The following is an 8,168-nucleotide window of genomic DNA, read 5'->3' as shown; positions in this document are numbered from 1 at the left end:
GCTCTGCTGCTCCGAGTCCGACATCGAAGCCATCGTCGAGCGCACGGCCGTGATTCTTGACGAGACTCTGGCTGATGCGGATGTGCGCACCGCATTGCAACAAAAGTAGGCATGCGTAAGGGGCCGGCAGATGGCAGGTCCGAAACACTACAAACGGGCGCATCTTCGCAATTTTGTGCCGTTGCCTCGGTTTTTTCGGCCACCGCCGCCGGCCTAACCTGCGAGACTTCGAGCGCGGGAAAAGAATGAAAGCCTGGAGGACGCAGCAACTTGGTCGCCATGACGGGACCAGGCCGGCATCCACCACAAACGGCCCGGCAGAACAATCTGCCGCTTACCGCAACCTGAGCCATAGCCGTATCCAATAGCGAGGGGATTGAGATGAGCGACACGACGACGAACTGGTCTCGTTCAGACGACGCGATGATCGAGCGCGCCATTCGCGGCGGTACTTCGCGCCGCGATCTTCTGAAGCTGATGCTTGTCAACGGCATGGCAATGGCAGCCGCCAGCACGGTCCTCGGCCGCGCATCGCAGGCGGTAGCGGCGACGCCTGTCAAGGGAGGCGCTCTGAAAGCAGCGGGCTGGTCCTCTTCGACCGCCGACACGCTTGACCCGGCCAAAGCCTCACTATCGACCGACTATGTGCGCTGTTGCTCGTTCTACAACCGCCTGACATTTCTCGACGGAGCGGGCGTGCCCCAGATGGAGCTTGCCGAGTCGATCGAGAGCAGCGATGCCCAGACCTGGACGATCAAGCTGAAGAAAGGCGTTACCTTCCACAACGGCAAGGACTTGACCTCCGATGACGTCATCTACTCGCTGAAGCGCCATCTGGACAAAGCAACGGGATCCAAAGTCGCGGCGATCGCCATCCAGATGACCGGCTTCAAGGCCGTCGACAAGAATACGGTCGAGATCACGCTGGCGAGCCCCAACGCGGATCTGCCGACGATCCTGTCCATGCATCACTTTATGATCGTGGCCGACGGCACGACCGATTTCTCCTCAGGCAACGGCACCGGCGCTTTCAAGTGCAAGCAATTCGAACCCGGCGTGCGCTCGATCGGCGTTCGAAACCCCAACTATTTCAAGGGAGGTCCGAATGTCGATTCATTCGAGTTTTTCGCCATTCAGGATGAAAACGCCCGCATCAATGCTCTTCTCTCCGGGGACATTCATCTCGCTGCGGCGATCAACCCGCGGTCCGTGCGCCTGTTCGATGGCGTCAATGGCTTCGCACTGTCCAAGACGACTTCGGGTAACTACACAGATCTGAACATTCGCATGGACATGGCGCCCGGCAACAACAGGGATTTCGTGGAGGGCATGAAATACCTGGTCAACCGCGAGCAGATCGTCAAGTCAGCACTGCGCGGGTTCGGCGTAGTCGGCAACGATCAACCGGTATCCCCGGCCAGTTTCTACCACAACGCGGCCCTTAAGCCCAAAGCGTTCGACCCGGAAAAGGCCAAATTCCATTTCCAGAAAGCGGGCGTTCTCGGTCAACCAATCGAGGTCATCACGTCCGACGCAGCCAATTCGGCGATAGACATGGCCGTGATCGTCCAGGCCACAGCCGCCCAGATCGGCATGAAGCTCGATGTGAAGCGCGTGCCTTCCGACGGTTACTGGAGCAATTACTGGCTCAAGGCGCCGATTCACTTCGGCAACGTCAACCCGCGCCCGACGCCTGACATCCTGTTCTCCCTGCTCTACAAGTCGGATGCTCCATGGAATGAGAGCCGATACACTTCGGAGAAGTTCGACAAGATGCTGGCCGAGGCCCGTGCCTCGCTCGATCAGGCAAAGCGCCGCGAAATCTACAACGAGATGCAGATCATGGTGTCGGAAGAAGCAGGCACCATTATTCCGGCCTACATCTCCAATGTGGACGCCGTCACCGAAAAGCTGAAGGGACTGGAGCCCAACCCGCTCGGCGGCATGATGGGCTATGCGTTCGCCGAGTACGTCTGGCTTGCCACCTGATTGGGCTCCAGCGAGGTCCCTGCCCTGGTCCTGAAATCGGAACCGTGGGCGACGAAATCGCCGGGTGATGTGGGAGTGCGAACGTGAGAAGACAGATTTCGTCGCTCGTGATGAGACGGCTGCTGATCGCCTTGATCACGCTCTTGATCGTTTCCATTGCCGTATTCTCTGCCACCGCGCTGTTGCCCGGCGACACAGCCACCATCCTGCTTGGACAGTCCGCGACGCCAGAAGCCGTCGAGGGTCTGCGCAAGGCGATGCACCTCAACGATCCCGCGATCATCCGATTCCTGAAATGGATCGCCGGCATCTTCCAGGGCGATTTCGGCACGTCCTACGCCAACAACGTGCCGATCGCCAATCTGATACATGGACGCCTTGCCAACACGATGAAGCTTGCAGGATTGACGGCCGCGATCGCCGTGCCATTCGCCCTGACGCTTGGCATCACTGCCGCGATGTGGCGGGGCACGCTTTACGACCGCATCGTTACCGTCGCCACGATCGGTATCATCTCGGTACCGGAGTTCATGATCGCAACCCTGGCCGTCCTGCTCTTCGCCGTGTATCTCAGATGGCTGCCGGCGCTGTCCTTCACCAACGAGATCAAGTCGTACTATGACCTGATGCGAACCTACGCGATGCCGGTCATGACGCTCACATTCGGCGTGTCCGCGCAGATGATCCGGATGACGCGCGCTGCCGTGGTCGAGACATTGAACACACCATACGTGGAGATGGCGCTTCTCAAGGGGGCATCGCGTCCCCGGGTGGTGCTGAGACATGCACTTCCGAATGCGCTTGGTCCCATCGTGAATGCGGTCGCACTCTCGCTATCGTACTTGCTCGGCGGCGTGATCATCGTGGAGACCATCTTCAACTATCCCGGGATCGCAAAGCTGATGGTCGATGCCGTTTCCACCCGCGATCTCCCGCTGATCCAGACCTGCGCGATGATCTTCTGCCTTGGTTACCTGGCATTGATCACGGCTGCGGACATCGTCGCCGTCCTTTCCAATCCGAGGCTCCGATGACGACATCGACTTCGTCCGGCCGGCGCGGCATTCGATTGGGCTATCGCGCCAATCCTGTCGGCATCTCGGCTCTGGGCGTGATCCTTCTCTGGGTCGTCGTCGCCCTTTTCGCCCCGCACATGATCCCCCATTCCGTCGGCGAGATCGTCGATACGGATTATTTCGGGCCTGTGAGCCGAGACCTGTGGCTCGGGTCCGACTATCTCGGTCGGGATATCTTTTCGCGCATCCTGATGGGAGCGCGCTATACGCTCGGCATTTCGCTTGCCGCCGTCTCGATCGCCTGTTTCAGCGGCGTCGCGCTCGGCATGACGGCAGCCGTTGCCGGAGGCTGGCTCGACACCATGCTGAGCCGGTTTCTCGATGCGCTGAACTCGATTCCAAGCAAGCTGTTCGGCCTCGTCGTGGTCGCCGCGGTCGGCTCGTCGATCCCGGCGCTGATTGCGACGCTGTCGGTGATCTACACCCCGGGAGCCTATCGGTTCGCCCGGGCTCTCGCTGTCAATGTCAACACGATGGACTTCATGGTGGTGGCCCGGATTCGCGGCGAAAAGCTCCCCTATCTCATCGCCTCGGAAATCCTGCCCAATATTCTGGGTCCAGTGTTGGCCGACCTCGGCCTCCGCTTCGTCTTCGTTGTGCTACTGCTCTCCGGTCTGTCCTTTCTGGGACTCGGCGTGCAACCACCCTACGCCGACTGGGGCGCGCTCGTGCGCGAGAATATCGGTGGACTGCCCTTTGCTGCGCCGGCGGTGCTCTTCCCCTCGCTCGCCATCGCAAGTCTCACCATCAGCGTCAACCTTCTGATCGACAATCTGCCGCGCAGAATCCGCGACCGGAGCCCCGAATGACGGGAAACCTCGTTGAGATCCGCAACCTCAGGGTTGAGGCGACAACCGACTCCGGCAGGCGGCTGGAGATCATCAAGGGCGTCAGCCTCGATATCGCCGAGGGCGAGATCGTCGCCCTGATCGGCGAGAGCGGCTCGGGCAAAACGACCATCGCCCTGACGCTGATGGGCTACACCCGGCAAGGCTGCAAAATAACAGGCGGTGAAGTCCGTGTGGGCGGCGTTGACATGGTCGGTCTTTCGGAAACGGAACGCGCCGGCATTCGCGGCACGACCGTGGCCTACGTGCCGCAGAGTGCTGCGGCCGCCTTCAACCCGGCGATCACCATCATGGATCAGGTCGTCGAGGTGGCCCAAATTCACAAGCTCATGCCGGCTGCTCAGGCGCGAGCGAAGGCCATTTCGCTGTTCAGGGCCTTGTCGTTGCCGGAGTCGGAAACCATCGGCGACCGTTATCCTCACCAGGTCTCGGGCGGGCAACTTCAGCGCCTCGCCGCAGCCATGGCCCTGATCGGCCAACCGAAGGTTGTGATCTTCGACGAACCCACGACGGCGCTCGATGTCACCACGCAAGTGGAGGTGCTGCGTGCGTTCAAGACCGTGACGAGACAGCACAATATCGCCGGCATTTATGTCTCCCACGATCTGGCCGTCGTTGCCCAGATCGCCGACAGGATAGTCGTGCTGAAAGACGGTGAAATCCGGGAGACCGGCACCACCAGCGAGATCCTCGAACATGCTCGCCATCCCTATACTCAGGAACTGCTGGCCGCTTTCAGGCCGAAGGCGCAAGAACGCGTCCCGGACATCGAAACGACAACGAACCTGCCTTTGCTGATGGTGGACCAGCTGACCGTCGGCTACGGCTCTCGCCTGCGCAATGGAGAACCGTTGGTCAGTGCTGTCCAGTCGATCAGCCTCAGGCTGGACCGGGGCCGAAATCTAGGCGTCATCGGCGAATCTGGCTGCGGGAAGTCAACCCTTGCCCGGGCAATTGCCGGCATCCTGCCTGCCCACGCGGGAGGCATCACCTTCAATGGCCGGGAATTGGGGAAAGCCGGCCGCAGCCGCACCCGCAACGAACTCCGCCAGATTCAAATCGTATTCCAGCATGCCGACACCGCGCTTAATCCAGCGAAGTCCGTGGAAGACATACTGGGACGCCCCCTCACCTTTTATCATGGGACGAGGGGTAAGGCGCGCGATGCGCGCATCAGCGAGCTTCTCGATCTGGTCCGTCTTCCCAAATCCGTGCGCCAACGACGGCCAGGAGAACTTTCAGGCGGTCAGAAGCAGCGTGTCAATTTCGCTCGGGCGCTTGCTGCTGAACCGACGCTTATCCTGTGCGACGAGATCACGTCGGCTCTCGATACGGTTGTTGCGGCCGCGGTGATCGAGCTGCTGAAGGAGTTGCAGCGGGAGCTCGGTCTTTCCTACATCTTCATCAGCCATGATCTGTCGGTCGTCGAGGCGATCTGCGACGAGATCATCGTCATGTATCGCGGTCAGAAGGTCGAGGAGATCACGCCGGTCCGGTCAAAGGTGCCGGAGCATCCCTATACCCGGCTTTTGTTCTCTTCAGTGCCGAAACTCGACCCGACCTGGCTGGATGGATTGCAGCAGGATCCAGAGCAGGTGCGGACCTATTGCCACCACTAGCTGGCGCGGTGGCATCAAGCCGGGAAGAGGCTGGTCAGTGGCATGTGGGAGCGCACGATGGGCGACTTGAGGACAACGAAGCTGAAATACTTATCGATGCCGATATCCATATCGGTCAGACGCTCCATGATCGTCTGGTACTCGCCGATGCTGGCGGCGACGAATTTCAGCATGTAGTCGTAACCTCCCGAGACCAGATGGCATTCAATCAGCTGGTCGACTTTCTCAACCGCGCTCAGGAAGCGGGCAAAGTCGATCTGTCGATGGTTCTTCAACGTCACTTCCGTGAACACGGTCAGCGTCTGTCCCAGCTTGCGCATGTTGATCTGGGCCGAGTAACCCTCGATGTAGCCCTCGGTCTGCAGTCGCTTCACGCGCATGAGGCATGGGCTGGGCGATAGGTTGACCAGCTCGGCCAGCTCGACATTGGTGACGCGGCCATTCTTCTGGAGCTCGTGAAGAATCTTGATGTCAATCCGATCGAGTTTCATTGATCGCCCTCCACTCCTCAACGCGCAGCAGAAAATTCTGCACAGCGAGCAAAAAGCTTACTTCTCTCGCAGCCGACGTCCGTCACTGACATGTATCGTTCGGACAGAACGCCGTTTTGCAGTACACCGAGGATACAGCATAAAATGCTGGACCACCATCGAATCCGGTGCCGTCTACGCGAATGCGCGATCTAAGATGCAGTCATCGAAATCCAGGAACACAGGATGCCCGCGCCCCTCTGTCAGATTGAGACCTCGCCTGATCTTCCCGACCGCGCCGACGTGGTGGTCATCGGAGGCGGCATTATCGGAGTGTTCGCGGCCTATTATCTCACCTTGCGCGGCCTCAGCGTCGTTCTCGTGGAGAAGGGGCGGATTGGAGCCGAGCAATCCAGCCGAAACTGGGGTTGGTGCCGCCAGCAAAACCGCGATGCTCGAGAGCTGCCGATGGCAACCAAGAGCCTGGACCTGTGGGAGAGATTTGGCGCTGAAAGCGGAGAGAACACCGGTTTCTCCCGCTGCGGCCTCCTGTACCTGAGCAACGATGAGGCCGAGCTGGCGGGCTGGGCGCGCTGGTGCGACTTTGCCCGCGGCGTGAACGTCAGCACTCGCATGCTCGATGCGACCGAAGCTACTTCCCATGGCGCAGCCACCGGGCGCGCCTGGAAGGGCGGCGTCTTCTCGGCGAGCGACGGCATCGCCGATCCCTCCAATGCGGCCCCTGCGGCAGCGCGGGCCATCCTCAAGGGTGGAGGCACCGTGCACCAGATGTGCGCGGCACGTGGATTGGAGACTGAGGGCGGCCGGGTGAGCGCGGTCGTGACCGAGCGCGGTACGATCCGCACCAAGGTCGCCATATTGGCAGGAGGCGCGTGGTCCTCCTCCTTCTGCCACCAGTCCGGCATCCGCCTTCCGCTTGCCTCGATCCGCTCGTCCATCCTTTCGGTCTCGACGGCCGTGAAGGGCTTACCCGATGCATTGCATACCTCCAGCGTTTCGGTCACGAAACGCGGCGATGGCGGATATACACTCGCCATCAGTGGTCGAGGGCGCGTTGATCCGACAGCCCAGCAGTTCCGCTTCGCCCCGCAATTCCTCCCGATGTTTCTGCGGCGCTGGCGCAGTCTGCTCCCCGRCGGCCTCGAGGGTGTGTGGTCGGGACATGAAACACTCCACCGTTGGCGGCTCGACAGCCCTACGCCGATGGAGCGGGTTMGCATTCTGGATCCGGCGCCCGATCGAAGCACAATTGAACTCACGCATCGGCGCGCCCTCGACCTCTTACCGGCCCTGAGGGACACGAAAATCACCGCTGCATGGGCGGGCTACATCGACTCGACGCCCGACGGCGTGCCAGCCATCGGAGAGGTTTCATCTCTACCCGGCCTGATATTGGCCGCGGGCTTCAGCGGACACGGCTTTGGTATCGGCCCGGGCTCCGGCCACCTGGTCGCGGATATCGTGACTGGGGCGGCGCCAATCGTTGATCCGAAGCCCTACCGACCAGATCGCTTCGCTGGCTTTACGGTCGGAAAAGTTTCGGATTTCTGAGTGGTGGCCTGCCGATGTCTGAGGGGTATCGGCTGAGGCGATAGCGCCTGCAAAGCTTGAACACTGACCTCACCGGGTTGCCGCAAAGCGAGTAAGAGGATTCATGAAAGTCACGGTGTTGGGTGCGGGGGTGATCGGCGTCACGACCGCATATCAGCTTGCAAGGTCCGGACATGAAGTGACAGTCGTTGATCGCCAGCCAGGACCAGCGCTGGAAACAAGCTATGCGAATGCGGGCGAAATATCGTTTGGATACTGCTCACCTTGGGCGGCTCCAGGGATTCCGCTGAAAGCCCTTAAGTGGATGCTGATGGAGCACTCACCGCTAATCCTTCGCCCGAAACTGGACCGCGCGATGCTGTGTTGGCTGTTTAGGTTGCTCTCAAACTGCACTTCCCACCGCTACGCGCGTAACAAGAGCCGGATGTTGAGGCTTGCGGAGTATAGCCGCTTAGCGCTTGCTGCCGTACGAGCAGAGACCGGGCTGACTTTTGACGATCGCATGCAGGGAACGCTGCAGCTCTTTCGGACTCAACGGCAACTCGACGCCTCAGCAAAGGACATCGAGAGGCTTTCAGCAGACGACATTCCCTA

At 60.4% G+C, this 8,168-nt stretch carries 7 protein-coding genes; 6 read left to right on the top strand and 1 reads right to left on the bottom strand.

From position 1 onward, the window contains the following. Nucleotides 1-381 precede the first annotated feature (381 nt). From ACXJL8_RS26905 to ACXJL8_RS26890, 4 genes are all read left to right on the top strand, one after another. The gene (locus tag ACXJL8_RS26905; protein WP_456624239.1) at nucleotides 382-1,989 is read left to right on the top strand and encodes an ABC transporter substrate-binding protein; all 1,608 of its coding nucleotides are present in this window, start codon (nucleotides 382-384) and stop codon (nucleotides 1,987-1,989) included. Nucleotides 1,990-2,072: 83 nt separating this feature from the next. Beyond that, nucleotides 2,073-3,023 (top strand): ABC transporter permease, encoded by a 951-nt coding sequence (locus ACXJL8_RS26900; protein WP_456624238.1) that lies wholly within the window; start codon nucleotides 2,073-2,075, stop codon nucleotides 3,021-3,023. Beyond that, a complete protein-coding gene (locus ACXJL8_RS26895; protein ID WP_456624237.1) occupies nucleotides 3,020-3,874 on the top strand; it encodes an ABC transporter permease in 855 nt (284 codons plus the stop codon). The genes ACXJL8_RS26900 and ACXJL8_RS26895 overlap by 4 nt, the downstream gene beginning before the upstream one ends. Then, the gene (locus ACXJL8_RS26890) at nucleotides 3,871-5,532 is read left to right on the top strand and encodes an ABC transporter ATP-binding protein (protein ID WP_456624236.1); all 1,662 of its coding nucleotides are present in this window, start codon (nucleotides 3,871-3,873) and stop codon (nucleotides 5,530-5,532) included. Before ACXJL8_RS26895 ends, ACXJL8_RS26890 begins: the two co-directional genes overlap by 4 nt. Nucleotides 5,533-5,546: 14 nt before the next feature. Here ACXJL8_RS26890 and ACXJL8_RS26885 read toward each other — a convergent pair whose 3' ends face one another. Beyond that, complete coding sequence (locus tag ACXJL8_RS26885; RefSeq protein WP_027547764.1) at nucleotides 5,547-6,023, bottom strand: Lrp/AsnC family transcriptional regulator; 477 nt, start codon at nucleotides 6,021-6,023, stop codon at nucleotides 5,547-5,549. A 225-nt stretch (nucleotides 6,024-6,248) separates the two neighbouring features. Here ACXJL8_RS26885 and ACXJL8_RS26880 point away from each other — a divergent pair, with 225 nt between their 5' ends. After that, on the top strand, nucleotides 6,249-7,574 hold the full coding sequence (locus ACXJL8_RS26880; RefSeq protein ID WP_456685890.1) for an NAD(P)/FAD-dependent oxidoreductase: 1,326 nt from the start codon (nucleotides 6,249-6,251) through the stop codon (nucleotides 7,572-7,574). Nucleotides 7,575-7,677: 103 nt separating this feature from the next. Next, on the top strand, nucleotides 7,678-8,168 hold a 491-nt coding region (locus ACXJL8_RS26875), incomplete at its 3' end, for an FAD-dependent oxidoreductase (RefSeq protein WP_456685889.1).

The organism is Bradyrhizobium sp. P5_C11_2 (assembly GCF_054049755.1).
This window is presented reverse-complemented; position numbering and strand designations above follow the sequence as displayed.

Excerpts from the sequence above, each read along its gene's own strand:
- ACXJL8_RS26905 (WP_456624239.1), top strand. The coding sequence starts at position 382 with ATGAGCGACACGACGACGAACTGGTCTCGTTCAGACGACGCGATGATC.
- ACXJL8_RS26895 (WP_456624237.1), top strand. The coding sequence starts at position 3,020 with ATGACGACATCGACTTCGTCCGGCCGGCGCGGCATTCGATTGGGCTAT.
- ACXJL8_RS26890 (WP_456624236.1), top strand. The coding sequence starts at position 3,871 with ATGACGGGAAACCTCGTTGAGATCCGCAACCTCAGGGTTGAGGCGACA.
- ACXJL8_RS26885 (WP_027547764.1), bottom strand. The coding sequence starts at position 6,023 with ATGAAACTCGATCGGATTGACATCAAGATTCTTCACGAGCTCCAGAAG.